At 73.2% G+C, this 16,213-nt stretch carries 16 protein-coding genes; 5 read left to right on the top strand and 11 right to left on the bottom strand.

The features are described 5' to 3' along the window. Positions 1 to 89: 89 nt before the first annotated feature. The 3 genes from IF20_RS05815 to IF20_RS05805 all read right to left on the bottom strand — a co-directional run bounded on the left by IF20_RS05815 (position 90) and on the right by IF20_RS05805 (position 3,303). Positions 90 to 1,376 (bottom strand): DUF2786 domain-containing protein, encoded by a 1,287-nt coding sequence (locus IF20_RS05815; RefSeq protein ID WP_324605556.1) that lies wholly within the window; start codon positions 1,374 to 1,376, stop codon positions 90 to 92. A 165-nt stretch (positions 1,377 to 1,541) separates the two neighbouring features. After that, positions 1,542 to 2,813 (bottom strand): L,D-transpeptidase, encoded by a 1,272-nt coding sequence (locus tag IF20_RS05810; RefSeq protein ID WP_052863862.1) that lies wholly within the window; start codon positions 2,811 to 2,813, stop codon positions 1,542 to 1,544. A gap of 163 nt (positions 2,814 to 2,976) precedes the next feature. After that, the gene (locus tag IF20_RS05805) at positions 2,977 to 3,303 is read right to left on the bottom strand and encodes a hypothetical protein (RefSeq protein ID WP_052863861.1); all 327 of its coding nucleotides are present in this window, start codon (positions 3,301 to 3,303) and stop codon (positions 2,977 to 2,979) included. Between the two features lie 124 nt (positions 3,304 to 3,427). Here IF20_RS05805 and IF20_RS05800 point away from each other — a divergent pair, with 124 nt between their 5' ends. Further along, on the top strand, positions 3,428 to 3,787 hold the full coding sequence (locus IF20_RS05800) for a hypothetical protein (RefSeq protein ID WP_110943882.1): 360 nt from the start codon (positions 3,428 to 3,430) through the stop codon (positions 3,785 to 3,787). Between the two features lie 101 nt (positions 3,788 to 3,888). Here IF20_RS05800 and hutH read toward each other — a convergent pair whose 3' ends face one another. The 5 genes from hutH to IF20_RS05775 form a co-directional block, all read right to left on the bottom strand. Further along, positions 3,889 to 5,445 carry a histidine ammonia-lyase gene (gene hutH / locus IF20_RS05795; protein WP_052863859.1) on the bottom strand — a complete coding sequence of 519 codons (1,557 nt, stop codon included), beginning with the start codon at positions 5,443 to 5,445 and terminating at the stop codon, positions 3,889 to 3,891. 147 nt (positions 5,446 to 5,592) lie between these two features. Further along, a complete protein-coding gene (locus IF20_RS05790) occupies positions 5,593 to 6,792 on the bottom strand; it encodes a GGDEF domain-containing protein (RefSeq protein WP_234426515.1) in 1,200 nt (399 codons plus the stop codon). Between the two features lie 148 nt (positions 6,793 to 6,940). Next, positions 6,941 to 7,747 carry an enoyl-CoA hydratase/isomerase family protein gene (locus IF20_RS05785; RefSeq protein ID WP_052863858.1) on the bottom strand — a complete coding sequence of 269 codons (807 nt, stop codon included), beginning with the start codon at positions 7,745 to 7,747 and terminating at the stop codon, positions 6,941 to 6,943. A 70-nt stretch (positions 7,748 to 7,817) separates the two neighbouring features. Continuing rightward, complete coding sequence (locus tag IF20_RS05780; protein WP_052863857.1) at positions 7,818 to 8,954, bottom strand: adenylate/guanylate cyclase domain-containing protein; 1,137 nt, start codon at positions 8,952 to 8,954, stop codon at positions 7,818 to 7,820. A gap of 236 nt (positions 8,955 to 9,190) precedes the next feature. Next, on the bottom strand, positions 9,191 to 10,090 hold the full coding sequence (locus IF20_RS05775; protein ID WP_052863856.1) for a biotin--[acetyl-CoA-carboxylase] ligase: 900 nt from the start codon (positions 10,088 to 10,090) through the stop codon (positions 9,191 to 9,193). Positions 10,091 to 10,252: 162 nt separating this feature from the next. Between IF20_RS05775 and IF20_RS05770 the strand changes: the two genes are divergently transcribed. The 3 genes from IF20_RS05770 to mmpB all read left to right on the top strand — a co-directional run bounded on the left by IF20_RS05770 (position 10,253) and on the right by mmpB (position 12,353). Continuing rightward, positions 10,253 to 11,860, top strand: coding sequence for an acyl-CoA carboxylase subunit beta (locus IF20_RS05770; RefSeq protein ID WP_052863855.1), 1,608 nt, complete (start codon positions 10,253 to 10,255; stop codon positions 11,858 to 11,860). Positions 11,861 to 11,895: 35 nt separating this feature from the next. After that, complete coding sequence (locus IF20_RS05765) at positions 11,896 to 12,102, top strand: acyl-CoA carboxylase epsilon subunit (protein ID WP_052863854.1); 207 nt, start codon at positions 11,896 to 11,898, stop codon at positions 12,100 to 12,102. Between the two features lie 119 nt (positions 12,103 to 12,221). Beyond that, a complete protein-coding gene (gene mmpB, locus IF20_RS40435) occupies positions 12,222 to 12,353 on the top strand; it encodes a morphogenic membrane protein MmpB (RefSeq protein ID WP_263301601.1) in 132 nt (43 codons plus the stop codon). Here mmpB and fahA read toward each other — a convergent pair. Beyond that, a complete protein-coding gene (gene fahA / locus IF20_RS05760; protein WP_052863853.1) occupies positions 12,324 to 13,586 on the bottom strand; it encodes a fumarylacetoacetase in 1,263 nt (420 codons plus the stop codon). The two genes, mmpB and fahA, sit on opposite strands and share 30 nt — an antisense overlap. Next, on the bottom strand, positions 13,583 to 14,506 hold the full coding sequence (locus IF20_RS05755) for a hypothetical protein (protein ID WP_052863852.1): 924 nt from the start codon (positions 14,504 to 14,506) through the stop codon (positions 13,583 to 13,585). Before IF20_RS05755 ends, fahA begins: the two co-directional genes overlap by 4 nt. 242 nt (positions 14,507 to 14,748) lie before the next feature. Between IF20_RS05755 and IF20_RS05750 the strand changes: the two genes are divergently transcribed. Further along, complete coding sequence (locus IF20_RS05750) at positions 14,749 to 15,354, top strand: Maf family protein (RefSeq protein ID WP_052863851.1); 606 nt, start codon at positions 14,749 to 14,751, stop codon at positions 15,352 to 15,354. Here IF20_RS05750 and IF20_RS05745 read toward each other — a convergent pair. Beyond that, positions 15,351 to 15,809, bottom strand: a complete 459-nt coding sequence (locus tag IF20_RS05745; RefSeq protein WP_407702452.1) for a hypothetical protein — start codon at positions 15,807 to 15,809, stop codon at positions 15,351 to 15,353. The two genes, IF20_RS05750 and IF20_RS05745, sit on opposite strands and share 4 nt — an antisense overlap. Between the last annotated feature and the right edge of the window lie 404 nt (positions 15,810 to 16,213).

Genomic DNA, 16,213 nt, shown 5'->3' with positions numbered 1-16,213 from the left:
GTAGTTGGTGTGGGTGTGGTAATTGGGGTGGGAGAGACAACTAGGGTCGGTGGGGCTGTTGGGGTTGGTGTGGCTTTCGAGTCGGGGAGTCAGCGCTCGCGGGGGTGCAGGCGGGCGCGGTCCGCGGCGGCCATGCCCTGGTACAGGCCGTCCGCGTCCCGTACGCCGCGCATCCGTACGGCGGTGGTCTCGGGGAAGAGCGCGCCGGTCCGTTCCTGGACCGCGAGGTCCCGGGCGGCGAGCACCGGGAGCAGGTCCGGCGTCTCCTCGGCGGCCTCGGCGGTGACGTGGTCGGTCGCGTCGGTGAGGCGGTCGCGGATGCGGGACGCGTAGCCGGCGAGGAAGGACTGGCGGAAGTCCTTGGTACGGCGGGACCGGCCGCCGCGCTTGTGCTGCACGTCGGCCGCGCGCTGCATGGCGGCGGTGGCCTGTACGAGCAGCGAGGTGTAGAGCAGCTCGGCGGCGTCCAGGTCGGGCGCGAAGCCGACCAGGGTCGTGAAGGCGGCGTCCTGGGACCAGACGGCCTGGCAGCGGTTGGCGAGGGCCACCGCGTCCAGCAGCAGCGCCTTGGTGCTCTCGTACGGGCCGTCGATGCCGATGCGCAGGGTGTCGGGTCCGTCGTCGGCGGCGCCGGCGAGCAACGCCTCGGAGACGCTGTGCCGGGCCATCAGCTCCTGGGCCTTGGCGGAGAGCGCCTCGGCCTCGTCGGGGAACTCGGTGGACTCGGCCTTGGCGAGCAGGCCGCGGATGCGCCCGAGGACGCGGGGCTCGCCGGCCGCCGGACCGGCGTCGGCGGCCGTACGTGCCGTGCGTGCCGTGGCGGTCCGAGCGCCCGGCTCTCCTGGCAGCGGACCGGACGGCGTGATCCGGGGCAGCCGGCCGAGGACGCGCAGGACCTCCAGGACGTCGCAGAGCGTCTCGAAGCGGGTGGCGCGGCGGCGCCGGGCCAGCGCGTCCAGGTAGCCGCCGTCGTCGGGCCACCACACGTCGGCGTCCGCCTCGCGCAGCTGGGCGGCCCAGCGGGGCGGGAGCCCCTCGGCGGGGTAACGGCGCAGCTCGGCGGCGAGGAGGTCGGTGGCGAGCTCCGGGGCTGCACCCGCGCGCCGTACCAGGCGTACCAGGTCGGCGGGGTGCCAGCCGCCCTCCCAGCAGCCGCGTACGGTCGTCGCCGCTGCGGTGAGCAGGGCCCGGCTCACGGCCTCGGGACCCGCCGGGTCCGCGCTGAGCACGGAGGCGCCGGTCTCCACGGTGTCCTCGGCGGCCCGGCCGTCGGCGGCGTACCGGACCGTGCCCAGCACGCGTGCCACGGCCTCCGCCGTCGCGTCCCCGGTGGTGTTCTCCCGGCGCCCGCCGCGCCCCGTGTTCTTCTCGCCCACCGGGTCACTGTACGTACACGTACGGTGCGGCGCGGAACGGCGGCGGGCGGCACCCGGACACCGGTCCGGAGTGCCGCCCGCGTACGGCCGTGGAAGCCGTCAGGTCTTCAGCCGCCGGGGCCCGGCGGACATCCGGGCCCCGGCCGGGTCCTCAGGTCGTCCGGGTCACTGGAGGGCGCTGCCCGCCTTCCACTGCGTCCAGTCCATGTTCCAGCCGTTGAGGCCGTTGTCGGGCTGGACGGTCTTGTCCGGGGAGTTCTTCATGACGACCACGTCACCGAGGAGGGAGTGGTCGTAGAACCAGGCGCCGTCGGTCTTGGCGTCCTTGGCGCCCTTGGCGTCCTCCAGGCCGATGCAGCCGTGGCTGGTGTTGGCCTTGCCGAAGATGCCCTTCCCCCAGTAGTTGCCGTGGATGAAGGTGCCGGAGTTCGACAGCCGCATGGCGTGCGGGACGTCGGGGATGTCGTACTCGCCCTTGCCGTCCTTCTTCTTGAAGCCGACCGTCGAGCCGTCCATGCGGGTCTGCTCGAACTTCTCGGAGATCACCAGCTGACCGTTGTAGGTCGGGTTCTCCTTGCCGCCCGCGGAGATCGGGATCTGCTTCACCGTCCTGCCGTCGCGCTGGACGGTCATCCGGTGGGTCTTGGCGTCGACCGTGCTGACCTGGGAGCGGCCCACGTCGAAGCTGACGGTCTTGTCCTGGATGCCCTGCACGCCGGGCGACGCCTCGGCGCCGTCCAGGTCGAGGTCCATGGTGACCTTCGTACCGGCCTTCCAGTACTCCTGCGGACGGAAGTCCAGGCGGGTGTCGCTGAACCAGTGGCCGACGACCTTCTGGTTGCTGCTCGCCGCGACCTTGATCTTCGATTCGATGGCGGCCTTGTTCTTGACCGGCTTGTCGAAGTTCAGGGAGACCGGCATGCCGACGCCGACGGTCGAGCCGTCCTCGGGCGTGAAGTTGGCGATGAAGCTGTTGGTGGGCGAGACGGTGGTGAAGGTGGAGTGCTCCACCGCCTTGCGGCCCTTGGAGTCCTCGGCGTGCGCGGTGATCTTGTACTGCGTCGAGCGCTGCAGCGGGGACTGCGGCTTCCAGGACTTGCCGTCGGCCGCGAGGGTGCCGGCCACCTTCTCCTTGGTGGCGAGCGAGGTCATCGTCACGTCGGTGAGCTTGCCGTGGGCGACGGTGACCTTGGTGTCGTTGTTGATGCCCGCGTTGGCGGCGCCGCTCTTCGGGGCGATCTTGATCGTGGCGTCCGAGGCGTCCTCGGCCGCCGCGCGGTCGACCTGCTCCTGCTTCTGGTGCTTCTCGGGTGGCCCCGAGCCGCCGCTGTCGCCGCTGGCCTTGCTGCCGCCACCGCAGGCGGCAGTGAGCGTCACCGCCCCGCCTAGCAGCGCGGCGCCGGCTATGAAGCCCTTGCGGCGCTTGCTGTCCGTCATCAGTCACTTCTCCATTGCTACGGAACCTGAGGTCCTCCCCGAGCCATCTGGGCACACTTGGTCCCAGTCGCTCCCATGATGAACGCCTGTTCCCTTTTTGCCGTTCCATGCACGGGAAAGTGTGGGAAAGGACACCTCAGGTTCCGCACGCCGGAGGCGGACGTCAGACCTCTTCGTCGTCCCCCGCGTCCCCGAGGTCCCACTCCTCCGCGTCGGGGTCGTAGTCGATCTCCTCGCTGCTCCACGACGCCTGCGCGAGCTCGACGCCCGGCACGTCGTTGACCAGGTCGAACGGGTCGATGAGGTGCGCGACGGCCTCGGCCGGCTCGGCCTGCACCGCCTCCCGCGCGTAGCTGCGCTCCTGGTCGGTCATGTGCTCCTCGCCACTGATCCCGTCGAGAGCCGCGCCGGTCAGCAGATCGGGCTCCGTGATCTCCATGACCAGCTCGACGGTCAGGCGGACAAACCGTGATGTGTCACCGTTGCTCATGCCACGGAGCGTAAGCACGTCGGGGCCCTGGCTTCCCCGCGACCCGCGGCTGTTACTAACATCTGCGTAACGGCCAACGCGCCGAGCCGTGAAGGGGGATCGTTCCGTGACCGCACGCCGACCACTGGTGACTGCAGCTGCGGCGGGCTCGGTGCTGATCGCGCTGTGTTTCGTCCCCTCGGCCAACGCCTCGGTCGAGCACCACACCGGCAGCCACGCCGCCGCCCCCGCGGTCGGCCAGGACGCGCCGGCCGGCTCGGGCACGACGGCCGGGAGCTCCACCGCGTCCGGCGAGCAGGCGCGCGCCGTGCCGGGCACGCAGACCGTCGGCACGGCCGGCACGCAGGGCGCCGACGAGGTCCGGCTCGCCGACTCCGGCTCGATCGACACCACCCCGTACGCCGTCGGCGGCACGGCCTTCCTCGGCATCGGTGCCGCCCTGGTCACCCTCGCCGTGCGCCGCTCCCGCGGCGAGACGGCCTGAGGCCGGGCCCGCTGCAGGCTTGAACACGCCGAGGAGCCCGCGTCCCCCTGGAGGGCGGACGCGGGCTCCCGCCGTACCGGGCGGCCCGGCGGCGCCGCGAATCAGTCCAGCGGGCCCGTGACCGGCTCCACGGCCGCGACCAGCTTGCCGCTCCGCACGAACTCGTACGCCGCCGCCAGGTCGGGCGCGAGGAAACGGTCCTGACCCGGGCCCGCCACGCCGTCGGCCCGTACGGCGGCCAGCACCGCACGGGTGGCCGGGGACGGCGTCAGCCCCTCGCGCATCTCCACCGCGCGGGTCGCGGCGTACAGCTCGACGGCGACGACGCGCGTGAGGTTGTCGACCGCGGTGCGCAGCTTGCGCGCCGCCGACCAGCCCATCGAGACGTGGTCCTCCTGCATGGCGGAGGACGGGATGGAGTCCACCGAGGCGGGGGCCGCGAGCCGCTTCATCTCGCTGACCAGCGCGGCCTGCGTGTACTGGGCGATCATCAGGCCCGAGTCCACGCCCGGGTCACCGGCCAGGAAGGCGGGCAGGCCGTGGCTGCGGTTCTTGTCCAGCAGCCGGTCCGTGCGGCGCTCGGCGACCGAGCCGAGGTCGGCGGCGGCGATGGCGAGGAAGTCCAGCACGTACGCGACCGGGGCGCCGTGGAAGTTGCCGTTGGACTCCACCCGGCCGTCCGCCAGGACGACGGGGTTGTCGACGGCGGCGGCCAGCTCGCGCTCGGCGACCAGCCGGGCGTGCGCCAGGGTGTCCCGGCCCGCGCCCGCGACCTGCGGGGCGCAGCGCACGGAGTAGGCGTCCTGGACGCGCGGCGCGCCCTCTTGTCCATCAAACCCAGTCTGGTGGTGGCCGGTGAGCTCGGAGCCGTCCAGCACCTTGAGCATGTTGGCGGCCGAGGCGGCCTGACCGGGATGCGGGCGGATGGCGTGCAGCTCGGGCGCGAGGACCTTGTCGGTGCCGAGCAGCGCCTCCAGGGAGAGGGCCGCGGTGATGTCGGCCGAGGTGAAGAGCCGGGCCAGGTCGGCGCAGGCCATCACGAGCATGCCGAGCATGCCGTCGGTGCCGTTCAGGAGGGCCAGGCCTTCCTTCTCGCGCAGTTCGACGGGCTCGATGCCGTGGGCGGCCAGCAGCTCGCCGGAGGGCCGTATGACGCCGTCCGGGCCCTCGGCCTCGCCCTCGCCCATCAGGGTCAGCGCGCAGTGCGAGAGCGGCGCGAGGTCGCCGGAGCAGCCGAGCGAGCCGTATTCGTGGACGACGGGGGTGATGCCCGCGTTCAGCAGCGCCGCCATGGTCTCCACGACGAGGGGGCGTACACCCGTACGGCCCGAGGCGAGCGTCTTCAGGCGCAGGAACATCAGCGCGCGGACCACCTCGCGCTCCACGCGCGGGCCCATGCCGGCCGCGTGCGAGCGGACGATGTTGCGCTGCAGCTGGGCGCGGAGCTCCGGGCTGATGTGCCGGACGGCCAGCGCGCCGAAGCCGGTGGAGACGCCGTAGACCGGGTCCGGCTTGGCGGCGAGGTCGTCGATGAAGGCGCGGGAGGCGGCGACGGCGGCGAGCGCGTCGGCGGACACCTCGACGCGCGCTGCGCCGCGGGCCACGTCGATGACGTCCTGAGCGGTCGTGCCGGTCGTGTCCAGCACCACGGTGTGCATATCCATATTCAGGCACCCTAGAGAGTGAAAGCACAGATGTCATCAGCGGGGTACGGGAGCACCCCTTACCTCGCGGGACGCGTGCGGCCCCGGCCCGGCGTCGGCCCGACATCGGCCCGGCATCGGCCCGGCACGGCCGCGCCCGGCTCAGCGGCGGAAGCGCCGCCGCTCGCCGCCCGCGGCCGCCGGGCCGCGCTCCGCCGCGTCGGCCATCCGGACCACCGGGTCGTCCGCGCCGCCGTCCCGGCCCGCGACCACCGGGCCCGGCGAGCGGGCGGCCTTGGCCCGGTACTGCGCGGCGTCCGCGAGCCGGAAGAGGCGGCGCGCGGACGGCACCGGGCCGATCGGATCACCGGTCGAGGCGACGCCGACCGCCACGCCCTCGCCGAGGTCCGACGTGCCGGCCCGGCGGCACAGTTCCGCCGCGACCCGCACCACGTCGTCGGCCGGCGGCCCGGCCGCCAGCAGACAGAACTCGTCGCCGCCGAGCCGGGCCGCGAGCGCGCCCGGCAGTATCGCGCCGCACAGGGAGAGCACCGAGCCGAACCGCTCCAGCAGGCGGTCGCCCGCGGTGTGCCCCTGGGTGTCGTTCACCCGCTTCAGCCCGTTGAGGTCGCAGATCACCAGGCTGACGACCGTGCCGTCGACACGGTGCCGCTCCAGCGCCTCGTCCAGCCGCATGTCGACCGCGCGCCGGTTGGCCAGCCCGGTCAGCGCGTCGGTGAAGGCCAGCCGGCGCGCCTCGGCCAGCCGCTCGGTCTGGGCGATGCCGGCCGCGGCGACCGCGGCCAGCACGGTCGCGAAGGCCGCGTCGTCCGGGCCGAAGACCGACGCGCCCCGCGGCCTGGCGACGTACAGCTCGCCCCATGCCCGGCCGTGCAGCACGAGCGGCGCCACCACGCAGCTGCCCCGGCCGCGGCGGCGCAGGGTGGCCACCCGGCCCCCGCCGCCGGACGGCGCCCCCGGGCGGCGGTACCCGGTCTCCGCCGGCGGCCCGTCGGCGGTCTCCACCCAGGCCTCGGGCTCGCCGCCGCCCGCCCAGCGTTCGTGCAGGAAGCCGACGATCTCGGGGAACTCGTGCACCGGGTAGGACTCGTCGTCCGGGTACTCCTGCTCGCCCTCGGCCAGGTCGCCGACGTTGACCAGCACCCGGAGCCGGCCGCGCTGGCGCTCCCACACGGAGACCGCGGCGAAGGAGCCGCCCAGCGCCCGGCACGCGCCGTACGCGGCGGCCCTGGCCGACTCCCTGGGGTGGTGCGCGGCGGCCAGGGACTGGGCGAGCGCCACGACGGCCCGCAGCCGGGCGTCGCACCCGCCCTCGCCACCGCCCACCGCTTCGCCCGTCACCGGCCTCACACTCCGTCGCCGTCGGCGCGCCCTGACCTTACAGAGTAGGAAGGTATGCGGGATTTCGCCCTTTATGAGGTGACGGAGCGTGCTGCTCGGCCCGGAGGTCGCTCCCCGGGCCGGGGCGCGGGCCGGTGCGGGCCCGCCGTCACTCCCCCGGCCAGTCCGGGGTGCGCTTCTCGTTGAACGCGGCCACGCCCTCGGCCCGGTCGCCGGAGAACGCGACGCTGCGCCAGGCGCCGTCCTCCACGTCCAGCCCGGTACGCAGGTCCAGGCCGTGCCCCAGGCGCATGGCGCGCTTGGCGGCGCGCAGCCCGACGGGCGAGTTGCGGGCGATCCGCGCGGCCAGCTCCAGCGCCTCGCCGCGGTCCTCGCCCGCCCCGACCAACTGGTCGACCAGGCCCAGCTCCGCGGCCTCGGCGGCCTCGACGCGGCGCGCGGTGAAAACCAGCTCGGCGGCGCGGGCCGCGCCCACCCGGCGCGGCAGCAGCTGCGTACCGCCGCCGCCGGGGATCACGCCGACCGACACCTCCGGCAGGCCCACCACGGCGGTGCGGTCGGCCACGATCAGGTCGCAGGAGAGCGCCAGCTCGAAGCCGCCGCCGAGCGCGAAGCCGTGCACCGCCGCGATGGTGGGCATCGGCAGCTCCAGCACGCCGGTGTAGGCGGCGCGGGTGTACGGGCGCTGGCGCATCAGGTCGGCGTCGGTGAAGGAGTTGCGCTCCTTGAGGTCGGCGCCGACGCAGAAGGCGCGGTCGTGGGTGGAGGTGAGCACGACGACCCGTACGGAGCGGTCGGCGGCGAGCGCGTCGCAGGCGGCGGTGAGGGCGCGGGCCATGTCCGTGGAGACGGCGTTCATCGCCTTGGGGCGGTCCATGGCCAGTTCGGTGACGTGGTCGCCGTGGCGCCGGACCACTACGTGCTCGCCGTACCGCTGCTCATCCTGGTCGGCCATGGGTATCGCCCCTCCCGGTTAACGATCGCTTACGGGGCGATCGTAGCCGGGAGGGAGCGGCCGGCCGCGGTCAGGACTTCGGTGGACGCCGCGTCAGCAGCCACGGCTCGACGACGCCCAGGCCGCGGACCGGGCGCTGCCACATCGGCTGGAGCGCGAACCGGTACGCGGGGACCGGGCCCTCGCCCTCCTTCTCCGCCGCTGCCGCCTCGGCCTCGGAGACCGGTGCGTCGCCGTTCCGGCTCAGCTCCTCGGCGAACGCCTCGTCGACCAGGACGGTGTCCTTGGGGGCTATGGAGGTGAGCCGGCTGGCCAGGTTCACGGTGTTGCCGAAGACGTCGCCCATGCGGGTCGTGACCGTGCCGAAGGCGATGCCGACGCGCAGCTCGGGCATGGTCTCGTCGTTGGCCATGGTCTCGATGAGGCGCAGCCCGATCTCGGCGGCGGTGCCCGCGTCGTCCGCGGAGTACAGCACCTCGTCGCCGAGGGTCTTGATGAGCCGGCCGCCGTGCGCAGCGACCAGGTCGGCGGCCGTGGTCTCGAACGCCTCGACCAGCTCGCCCAGTTCCTCCTCCTCCAGGCGGCGGGTGAGGCGGGTGAAGCCGACCAGGTCGGCGAAGCCGACGGCGAGCCGCCGGTCGACCATCTCCGCGTCGTCCTGGGCCTGGACGACGCGGCCGGTCGCGGCGGCGAGCTGCCGGCGCCAGACGTAGACCAGGAACTCCTCCAGCTCGGGCAGGAGCAGTTCGACCAGCGGGTAGGTGATCTCCGTACGGGTCAGGCCGGAGTCCTGGGGTTCGGTGAGCCCCTCCAGGAACGAGTCGATCTGCCAGTCGGCGAGCCGCGCCGTGGTCTGGCCGGTCGAGCGCGCCACCTGCACCGCCATCGCCTCGCTCAGCAGCCCGGCCTCCACGAGGCCGGAGAGCCGGCGCAGGGCCAGCACGTCGGCCTCGGTGAGCGCCTTGACCTGGCCGATGTCCGCGAAGCCCATGGCCCGCCAGAAGCGGGACGCCAGGTCCATGGAGACGCCGGCGCTGCGGGCCGCCTGGAACGGGGTGTAGCGCCGTTCGGACCCGAGGATCAGCTGTTCCAGGCGGATGGCGATGGTGTCGTCGCCGGACTCCCCGTCGGAGCCGTCGGCGGTGTCGGCGTCACGCGGTACCGCTTCCGCGTCGCGCGGCGATGCGCCCGAGTCGTCGAGGGTCACCGCGCCCTCCTCTTCCGATCCCTGCGCACTGCCCTTCCGATCACTGTTCGCCCGCGGCCCGCTGCCGGACCGATCGCGTCAACGATACGGCAGGTGTGTGCTGGCTCACTCTCACATTCCACACATAACGCACCATTCGCATGTGTGGAATGTCGTCAACAGCCACCCACCGCCTCCGGTGGTACCGCACCGGCCCCGGAACCCGACAGGCCGGCCGCCGGCTGCGGCCGCCCCGGCTACCCGGCCGGCCGCAGATGGACGATGTCGCCCGCCGAGACCGGCCGCTGCACCCCGTCCCCGGTGGCCAGTACCAGCCGTCCGTCGCCGTCCACGGCCACCGCCTCGCCGCGGATCTCCTGGTCGCCCGGGAGAATCGCGCGGACCGCGCGGCCGAGGGTGGCGCAGCCCGCCGCGTACGCCTCCTGCAGCCCACAGGCCGCCGGGTCACCGTCGGCCGCCCGCCAGTCGCCGTACCACTTCTCCAGCGAACGCAGCACGGCCCGCAGCAGCGGATCGCGGTCGGTGCCCTGCGCCCCGGCCAGCGCGAGCGAGCCCGCGGTGGGCACCGGCAGCTCGTCGGCGCGCAGCGAGACGTTCAGGCCGATGCCGAGGACGACGCCGTCACCGGCCGCCTCGGCGAGGATGCCGCCCGCCTTGCGCTCCTCCCCCTCCACCGTGAGAAGGAGGTCGTTGGGCCACTTCAGCGCGGTGTCCACGCCGGCCGCGCGGGCGAGCGCGGTGGCGGTGGCCACCCCGGCCAGCAGCGGCAGCCACCCCCAGCGCGCTGTCGGCACGCCGGGCTCCAGGTACACGGAGAGGAAGATGCCCGAGCGGGGCGGCGCCGACCACTGGCGGTCCAGCCGGCCGCGGGCCGCCGACTGCTCCTCCGCGAGGAGCACGCTGCCCGCTTCCGCCTCGCCCTTGGCCGCGCGGGCCGCCAGGTCGGTGTTGGTGGAGCCGGTGGCCTGGACCACGTCCAGGGAGGTCCACAGGGAGCCGGGCCGGACGAGCGCCTTGCGCAGCGCCGCCTCGTTCAGCGGGGGACGGTCGAGGTCGGTCCACCGGCCGCCACGTTCTTTGTCTGAGTTGGCAGAGCTGTCGGAGTTGTCGGGGTTTTCGGGTGGTTGAGGCGTCATGGTGCCCAGCCTATGAGGCTCCGCGGCCCGGCAAGTGTGGTCAACGACGCAGTGCCGCTGAGCAGCCCCGCGGATACGCTACGAGTCGGTAGGCAACTCCCCCGTTACGAATCGGTCCCCCCGTACGAGCACCAGTCCAGGACGAGCAGGAGCCGCATCCCGATGCCCGAGCCGGAAGCACCCTCGTTTGACAATGCAGCCAGCCACACCACAGCGGGCAAGCTGGCGGATCTTCAGCGCCGCATCGAAGAGGCCACGCACGCCGGTTCGGCGCGCGCCGTGGAAAAGCAGCACGCCAAGGGAAAGTTGACCGCCCGTGAGCGGATCGACCTGCTGCTGGACGAAGGATCCTTCGTCGAGCTGGACGAGTTCGCGCGGCACCGCTCGACCGACTTCGGAATGGCGGAGAACCGCCCCTACGGCGACGGCGTGGTCACCGGCTACGGCACCGTCGACGGCCGCCCGGTCGCGGTGTTCAGCCAGGACTTCACCGTCTTCGGCGGCGCGCTGGGCGGCGTCTTCGGCGAGAAGATCGTCAAGGTGATGGACTTCGCGCTGAAGAACGGCTGCCCGGTCATCGGCATCAACGACTCCGGCGGCGCGCGCATCCAGGAGGGCGTCGTCTCGCTCGGCGCGTACGGTGAGATCTTCCGCCGCAACACCCACGCCTCCGGCGTCATCCCGCAGATCTCGCTGATCGTCGGCCCCTGCGCCGGCGGCGCGGTCTACTCCCCCGCGATCACCGACTTCACGGTCATGGTCGACCAGACCTCGCACATGTTCATCACCGGGCCGGACGTCATCAAGACCGTCACCGGCGAGGACGTGGGCTTCGAGGAGCTGGGCGGCGCCCGCACCCACAACGCCACCTCCGGCGTGGCCCACCACATGGCGGGCGACGAGAAGGACGCCGTCGAGTACATCAAGGCGCTGCTGTCCTACCTGCCCTCCAACAACCTCTCCGAGCCCCCCTCCTTCCCCGAGGAGGCGGACCTGGAGACGTCGGACGAGGACCGCGAGCTGGACACGCTGATCCCGGACTCGGCGAACCAGCCGTACGACATGCTCTCCGTCATCGAGCACGTGCTGGACGACGGCGAGTTCCTGGAGGTCCAGGCGCTGTACGCGCCCAACATGGTCACCGGCTACGGCCGCGTCGAGGGCCACTCGGTGGGCATCGTCGCCAACCAGCCGATGCAGTTCGCGGGCACGCTGGACATCAAGGCGTCCGAGAAGGCCGCGCGCTTCGTGCGCACCTGCGACGCCTACAACATCCCCGTCCTGACCTTCGTGGACGTGCCCGGCTTCCTGCCGGGTACGGACCAGGAATGGGACGGCATCATCCGGCGCGGCGCCAAGCTGATCTACGCGTACGCCGAGGCCACCGTGCCGCTGATCACGGTCATCACGCGCAAGGCGTTCGGCGGCGCGTACGACGTCATGGGCTCCAAGCACCTGGGCGCGGACCTCAACCTCGCCTGGCCGACCGCCCAGATCGCCGTCATGGGCGCCCAGGGCGCGGTCAACATCCTGCACCGCCGCACCCTCGGCGCGATCGAGGACCCGGCCGCGCAGGAGGCCCGCCGCCAGGAGCTGATCGCCGAGTACGAGGAGGCGCTCCTCAACCCCTACGCGGCGGCCGAGCGCGGCTACGTGGATGCGGTGATCATGCCGTCCGAGACCCGCCGGCACATCGTCCGCGGCCTGCGCACGCTGCGCAACAAGCGCGAGCAGCTGCCCCCGAAGAAGCACGGCAACATCCCGCTGTAGGACACACGCGCCCGACGGATCAGAGGAGGCTGACGGTGATCAAGGTCGTACGGGGCAACCCGACCCCCGAGGAACTGGCCGCCGCGGTCGCGGTGGTACAGGCCCGCGCGGCGGCCGCCGCTGCCGCCGCGCCCGGCGGCCCGGCGCAGGGCGAGGAGTGGTCCGACCCGGCGTCCGTCGTCCCGCGGCGGATTCCGCACCCGGGCCCGCGCGCCTGGCGGACCAGCTTCTGGCCACGCTGACGAAACGGCGGGAACGCCTCTTGTGGCCGCCGGGTGGACGCCCGGCGGCCACGGTTCACCGCGGCGCTTGAGTACGCGTACTCAGGCGCCGCGGCCGGTCCGGGCGCAGGATCGGAAGCATGCTCTGGTCCGACCCGTCCGACGATCCCTCCGAGGAGCTGCGCAAAGCAGAAGCCATGCTCCGTCGGGCCGGCATCGTGCTGGCGGTCGCCGCCGTGCTGTTACTGCTGCTGCTCGGCCTTTCCGGCTGACCCTGCCGCCTCGCGCGCCGGCACGACCGTGCCGCTGACCTCGCCGAACCCGATCCGCACCCCGTCCGCGCCCGGAGCCGTGGCCCGCAGGATGACGGTGTCCCCGTCGGCCAGGTAGGCGCGGGTGGAGCCGTCGGCGAGTTTGACCGGTTCGGTGCCGTTCCAGCCCAGTTCCAGGAACGAGCCGCGCTCGTCCGCCGCCGGGCCCGAGACCGTGCCGGAGGCGTAGAAGTCACCCGTGCGCAGGCTCGCCCCGTTGACCGTCATGTGGGCGAGCATCTGCGCCGCGGTCCAGTACATGGTGCGGAACGGCGGCCGGGACAGCACCGTGCCGTTGCACTCCACCTCCAACGCCAGGTCCAGCCCCCACGGCGCGTCCTCGCGCAGATACGGCAGCGGCTCCGGCTCCTGGGCCGGCGGCGCCACCCGCGCCTCCGCCAGCGCGTCCAGCGGCACCACCCACGGCGAGACGGAGGTGGCGAAGGACTTGCCGAGGAACGGGCCGAGCGGCACGTACTCCCACGCCTGGATGTCGCGCGCGCTCCAGTCGTTGACCAGCACCACGCCGAAGACGTGGTCGGCGAAGTCCGCCGTGGCCACCGGCCGCCCCAGCTCCGAGGGCGTGCCCACGACGAAGCCGACCTCGGCCTCGATGTCCAGCCGTACGGACGGGCCGAAGCCGGGCGCCTCGGCGTCCGGCGCCTTGCGCTGCCCGCACGGCCGCACGACCGGCGTGCCGGAGACCACGACGGTGCCGGCCCGCCCGTGGTAACCGACCGGCAGGTGCTTCCAGTTCGGCATCAGCGGCGGCTGGTTCGGGCGGAACACCCGGCCCAGGTTGGACGCGTGGTGCTCGGACGCGTAGAAGTCGACGTAGTCGGCGACCTCGAACGGCAGGTGCAGGGTCACCGTGTCCCGCGGGACCAGATGCGGCTCGACGGCCGGGCGGTGCGCCTCGTCGGTCAGCAGCTCGGTGAGGCGGGCCCGCACCTCCCGCCAGGCGTCCCGGCCGCGCGCCATGAAGGGGTTCAGGGTCGGCGCCGCGAAGTCCGCCGCGTACGGCAGCCCGCCGGCCTCGCCCAGTCCCGCCAGGTCCAGGACGTACGCGCCGATCGCCACGCCCGCGCGCGGCGGCTCACCGGGCTCGCCCGCGCGGGAGAAGATCCCGTACGGCAGGTTCTGCACGGGAAAGTCGGAGTGCTCCGGTACGGGCACCCAGGATCGGGTCGTCATGCGTCCAGCTCCCTGTCGGTCGAGGTCTTCGCCGTTTTCGCGGTCTTCGCGGTCTTCGGATGCGGGCGGGCGCCGGCCAGCCCCAGCGCCCGCAGGTCGGCCAGCGGCTCGCGGGTGCTGCACGAGCCGTACCCGGTGAACACCGTGCGGGTGCGCGCGGCGAGCGCCGGGGTCACCGCGCGGGCCTCGGCGGCCAGCGCGACGGGGTCGGTGGAGCGCAGCACCGCCTCCACGCCGTCGACCGCCGCGCCGTCCGCCGCCCGGCACGCCGCGAGCAGCAGGTTCAGGAAGCCGTGGTGGGTGAAGCCGGTGACCGCGTCGCGGTACCGCACGGCGTGGTGCAGTCCGGCGGTCGCCTTGAACGGCAGCCCGCGGCGCACGCACGCGCAGACGAACGCCGCCAGCTGCGCCACCGAGGGGAACAGCTCGGCGCGCACGCCGCCGCAGCGCACCTTGGCTGCGAGCCCGGCCGTCACCAGCTCGTCCAGGGCGGCCTCCCAGCCGTCGGTGAGCGGAACCTCGACGTGCTGCGGGAAGCCCGGCGGCGGCCCGTACGGCAGGTTCTTCAGCGCGTCGGCGGCCTGCCGGACGGCGGTCACCAGGTCGGGTCCCGCCGGCAGCGGGCCCTCCAGGGCGACCAGCCGCAGCCGGCCTTCGGCGCTGATCCGGCGGTGCGCGTCGACCAGCGTCTGCCACTCCAGCGGGCTGATCAGCCCCAGCCGGAAGCGGTCGTCCTCGGCCAGCTCCGCCGACAGCTCCGGCAGCCGCCCCGCGGGGCAGAGGAACCGGTGGCTGAGCACCGGATCCCCGTCCGCTGCGTCGGCCCGGTGCCGCGCGACGGCCGCCGCCATGTCCAGCTGCTCGGGCGGGAAGAGCCCGGCATCGTCCACGAGTCGTCCGTACAACGCGGATGTGGTCATCGCTCACGCCTCCTGAGGTCCGTGGCCGCCTGCCCACGTCCACGCATACCCGCGCCCGCGCGTGTGCAGCGGGACGGGAGCCGTACGGGGCGGCAACTCCTCGTCGTACAGGCCACCGTGGAGGCGGCGGCGCCGAACGCGACGTCCGGATATCGGACATGATTCTTTGCTATCCGAACGCGCCACTGCACTGTGGCCGCAGGCCGCACGCCTGTCAATAGCCGCCGCCTACGATGAACCGCATGACCGAACAGCGCCGCCGCCTCGTGCTCGCCTCCCAGTCCCCCGCCCGCCTCGGCCTGCTGCGCCAGGCCGGCCTGGCCCCCGACGTCGTCGTCAGCGGCGTGGACGAGGACGCGATCACCGCCGACACCCCGGGCGAGCTGGCCCGCGTACTGGCCGAGGCCAAGGCCGACGCCGTCGCCCGCCGCGACGAGGCCGCCGGCGCGCTGGTCGTCGGCTGCGACTCGGTACTGGACCTGGACGGGCGGGCGCTGGGCAAGCCGGCCGACGCCGAGGACGCCACCACCCGCTGGAAGTCGATGCGCGGCCGGTCCGGCGTGCTGCGCACCGGGCACTGCGTCATCGACACCGAGAACGGCCGCCGGGTCTCGGCCACCGCCGCCACCACCGTCCGCTTCGGCGAACCGTCCGACGCGGAGATCGCCGCCTACGTGGCGAGCGGCGAACCGCTCCACGTGGCGGGCGCCTTCACCCTCGACGGCCGCTCGGCCCCCTTCATCGACGGCATCGACGGCGACCCGGGCAACGTCATCGGCCTGTCCCTGCCGCTCCTCCGCCGCCTCCTGGCCGACCTGGACGTGCGGATCACCGACCTGTGGGCCTAGCCCAGGGACGGCTCGGCGCCGGGGGTCCCCGCCTCGGAGGTCTCGGCCTCCGGGGCCGCGGCAGCCGGGGAGTAGGCGACCAGCGTGTGGATGAGCAGGCCGAGCACGACCAGCGCACCGACCAGGGCGACCCAGCTGACCAGCCCGTAGACGAACGCGCCGACCACGCCGTGGACGACCGCACAGCTGATCAGGACGATACGGGCGAAGGTGCCGGGCGCCCGGTCGCGCACCGCGCAGCGGGCCACGAGGAACGCGCACCACAGCAGGTAGAGACCGAAGACGAGGCCGGCCACGACCGCGCCCTTGGACATCGCGTCCGCGTCCAGCCCGGCCAGTGACATCTTCTGCCGGTCGACGAAGACGCTCAGGATCCAGTTGAGCAGCACGATTCCGGCCGCTTCCAGGACCAGTACCGCCGCCGTCACCCCGGCCACCGGCCTGCGTGCCGCCACCGCGCCCACCCACTTCCGCTGAGTTCCGACGCGTTCGCGCGCCTGTTACCGCGAGTACAGAAGACGGGTGCACGCTACTGCTGGGTAATAGCCAGGACAAGGGGCGTGCAGCGGGCGACTTTCCCGTACGCCACACCCGACACCCACTCGGCAAAGTTTCACTCCGCCATTAGTGGGATCCCCACAAAGAAACGGTGCCGATCGGGGATCGAGTGAGGCGAGACGTTGCCCACACCGATCCTCGATCGTGCGACCGAACTCCCGGGCATACCCTGGGAATGGAGGGGACTTCGGCGTGCGGCCGGCGTCGGACGGTGACGCCTTGTGGGCAAGCTCACCCGCTGGGGCGACTCGGCACGTGGTGTCGTCAGTCCCTAAACTCAGCTTGTTTCGAGGAGGGAGCC

It is taken from the genome of Streptomyces niger, from assembly GCF_000718305.1.
GTDB classification, from domain to species: domain Bacteria; phylum Actinomycetota; class Actinomycetes; order Streptomycetales; family Streptomycetaceae; genus Streptomyces; species Streptomyces niger.
Note: the sequence above shows the minus strand (reverse complement) of the source record. Positions and strands in the feature narration are given on the sequence as shown.

What these genes read in the sequence shown, in the direction of transcription:
- fahA (WP_052863853.1), bottom strand. Translation starts at nt 13,586, where the DNA reads ATGACGACCCGATCCTGGGTGCCCGTACCGGAGCACTCCGACTTTCCC.
- IF20_RS05810 (WP_052863862.1), bottom strand. Translation starts at nt 2,813, where the DNA reads ATGACGGACAGCAAGCGCCGCAAGGGCTTCATAGCCGGCGCCGCGCTG.
- IF20_RS05770 (WP_052863855.1), top strand. Translation starts at nt 10,253, where the DNA reads ATGCCCGAGCCGGAAGCACCCTCGTTTGACAATGCAGCCAGCCACACC.
- IF20_RS05785 (WP_052863858.1), bottom strand. Translation starts at nt 7,747, where the DNA reads ATGGCCGACCAGGATGAGCAGCGGTACGGCGAGCACGTAGTGGTCCGG.
- IF20_RS05750 (WP_052863851.1), top strand. Translation starts at nt 14,749, where the DNA reads ATGACCGAACAGCGCCGCCGCCTCGTGCTCGCCTCCCAGTCCCCCGCC.
- IF20_RS05775 (WP_052863856.1), bottom strand. Translation starts at nt 10,090, where the DNA reads ATGACGCCTCAACCACCCGAAAACCCCGACAACTCCGACAGCTCTGCC.
- IF20_RS05755 (WP_052863852.1), bottom strand. Translation starts at nt 14,506, where the DNA reads ATGACCACATCCGCGTTGTACGGACGACTCGTGGACGATGCCGGGCTC.
- hutH (WP_052863859.1), bottom strand. Translation starts at nt 5,445, where the DNA reads ATGCACACCGTGGTGCTGGACACGACCGGCACGACCGCTCAGGACGTC.
- mmpB (WP_263301601.1), top strand. Translation starts at nt 12,222, where the DNA reads ATGCTCTGGTCCGACCCGTCCGACGATCCCTCCGAGGAGCTGCGCAAA.
- IF20_RS05805 (WP_052863861.1), bottom strand. Translation starts at nt 3,303, where the DNA reads ATGAGCAACGGTGACACATCACGGTTTGTCCGCCTGACCGTCGAGCTG.